Source organism: Microcystis sp. M53598_WE2, assembly GCF_030067735.1.
Lineage (GTDB): Bacteria > Cyanobacteriota > Cyanobacteriia > Cyanobacteriales > Microcystaceae > Microcystis > Microcystis aeruginosa.
Window position 1 is genome coordinate 1 of the sequence record NZ_JASJFE010000541.1, and the last position, 2163, is coordinate 2163.

Consider the following 2163-nt stretch of genomic DNA (forward strand, 5'->3'; position numbering starts at 1 on the left):
AAAATGTAACATAAGATAGGGCTGGCTGAATAATGGTAAAACCCTTTTAAAATAAGGCTTTTGACCTGTTAAAATCCGATGTTCATGCTGCGAAAATAGGATTAAGACCTTCAAAAACCTTGCATTATCCTTTTTTTAGTACAAAACTGGTACGAAAAAGAGGACAACAAAGCCTGAAACGACCGGCTACTGACTCCTGACTCCTAACCCCACCAACAAACTTTTTGCCGCAAACCCTAAATAATCAGTCTTTAATAACCAGATTTAGTATAAATCCACCGAAAAAGAAACCACAAAAATAGGATAAATTGCCTCTAAAAATACCATATATGCCCCTTCAATCAATCTTGAGGGGGTTGATTTTTTCCTTTCGCTTATTAAACAACTATCACCTCGTTGCTAGGGTCTCCCTGGCAACGCATTTCCAGAGGTTCTACCTTGGAACGAGACAAAGCATTGATGATCACACAAGGTCGAGAAGAGCCAAATAGCCAATTTAGTGCCACAATTAGGAGTAGTTTATTTATTCTTCTCTCCCAGTTAAAAATATGCAAGTTAAAGAGCTAACCGTTGAAGAACTCAAACTCCTCATTCAAGAAACTGTTGCCGAAACTATCCAATCTATCTTACTCGATCCTGACCAAGACAAAGAAGTGAAACCTGAAGTTAAGCAACAAGTTCTTGACTCTCTAAGACGGACTGAAATAGGAGAAAAGGGGGTTTCAGCCGAGGAAGTAGCCAAAAAATTAGGATTAAACTGGTAATGGCTTACTTTGTAGAATTTAGCCGCGAAGCAATCGCTGATTTAGAAGCACTCGCTCCTATCATTCAAGAGCGAATTTTGCGGAAAGTTCGCTGGTTGTCGGATAATTTTGAAAATGTTAGTCTTCAAGCTTTAAGTGCTAATTTGAGTGGTCTTTTCAAGCTTCGAGTCGGTGACTATAGAATTATCTATTCTTTTGCACCCGAAGCAGAACGCATTACCATCCACAAGGTTGGACATCGCCGAGATATCTACAGTTGATAAAATACTGTGTTTGAGAGTAGGTGGTTTCTTTGCTTAACATGATTTTTAGGGGAGACTTGTACAACCTTATTGTACAATTTCAAGCTCTTGAACTCCCCAAAAACCCACAAATCTGAAGGGAGAGAAATATAAAGATTTATTAAATTGTAGCTTTTAATACATTTGTGGGGGGGGGAGTGTGTATTGTTCTACTATCCGCCTTTGGTGTTGGGTTGGGTTGTTGCTTCACCTAGCTGCGAGGGGGCGAACACTTATGTACTGAGTAGCGAATGGTGATGAAAAAAGGATTTTTCAGATGGCTACCAATTTTAGCCTTAACTACAGCTTTATGTTCTAACTTCTATCAGGATCACGATGATATTGCTCAAGCCCGTAATTCGAGACGTGTAAGCAATGGTTTTGCTTTCGAGATTCAGAATTGTAATAAAGACAATAATTCTGTAGTTTGTACTTTTATGGTTGCAAACTTAGGGGAAGTCAGAGATCTTTATTTTTATCCCCAAGACTCTATCATCATTGATTCTACCGGCAAGCAATTGAAGGGATCGCGGTGCATTATTGGAGCAATAGGTCCAGGTGATCAAGCATATATGAGAGATATGCCTTCTAGAGTCCCCATTAACGGAAAAATTCTCTTTAAAGGAAATTTGCCCGGAAGAATCGTTTATCTGCGATTAGTAGGTAATTTCTCAGTTGAATGGAGGTAATATATTACCTCGTTCTCAGGTTCTACCTGAAGATTTTTCCTGTGGCAGCAGCATTGAGATTCGTAGGTTGGGTTGACGCAAGGAAACCCAACAACTTCCTGGAATATTTTCACAATTTTTGTTGGGTTTCGCCTTTTGAGCCGATGGGTAATACCAGAGCAATAATGATAGCTCAACCCAACCTACGGCTCGATTAATTAACAAACTGATTCAGGAATGATAGTTATGGCAATCAGAATCAAACTTTGGGCAGATTATGGAAGTTACCCACTTTGGGGAGTAGATGAAATTGATAACATTGCTCCTGAAGAATTACCATTAAGTCAAGCAACTATTCAGCGTTTAAACGCATGGCAGGATACTTACGATAAGACTTTAAATCAAGACTATCCACCTTTATCAGATTTTCCTAATCAGCAAGCTGAAATG

General features: G+C 39.1%; 4 protein-coding genes. All 4 read left to right on the forward strand.

Going from position 1 to position 2163, the window contains the following annotated elements:
- Positions 1–548: 548 nt before the first annotated feature.
- Positions 549–764, forward strand: coding sequence for a hypothetical protein (locus tag PX636_RS11070; RefSeq protein WP_012264484.1), 216 nt, complete (start codon positions 549–551; stop codon positions 762–764).
- On the forward strand, positions 764–1024 hold the full coding sequence (locus PX636_RS11075) for a type II toxin-antitoxin system RelE family toxin (RefSeq protein ID WP_288117184.1): 261 nt from the start codon (positions 764–766) through the stop codon (positions 1022–1024). Before PX636_RS11070 ends, PX636_RS11075 begins: the two co-directional genes overlap by 1 nt.
- 272 nt (positions 1025–1296) lie before the next feature.
- Positions 1297–1734 carry a hypothetical protein gene (locus tag PX636_RS11080; protein WP_353853470.1) on the forward strand — a complete coding sequence of 146 codons (438 nt, stop codon included), beginning with the start codon at positions 1297–1299 and terminating at the stop codon, positions 1732–1734.
- 225 nt (positions 1735–1959) lie between these two features.
- A partial coding sequence (locus PX636_RS11085) for an immunity protein CdiI family protein (protein ID WP_502882877.1) occupies positions 1960–2163 on the forward strand: 204 nt, incomplete at its 3' end.

What these genes read in the sequence shown, in the direction of transcription:
- PX636_RS11080 (WP_353853470.1), top strand. Translation starts at nt 1,297, where the DNA reads ATGGTGATGAAAAAAGGATTTTTCAGATGGCTACCAATTTTAGCCTTA.
- PX636_RS11070 (WP_012264484.1), top strand. Translation starts at nt 549, where the DNA reads ATGCAAGTTAAAGAGCTAACCGTTGAAGAACTCAAACTCCTCATTCAA.
- PX636_RS11075 (WP_288117184.1), top strand. Translation starts at nt 764, where the DNA reads ATGGCTTACTTTGTAGAATTTAGCCGCGAAGCAATCGCTGATTTAGAA.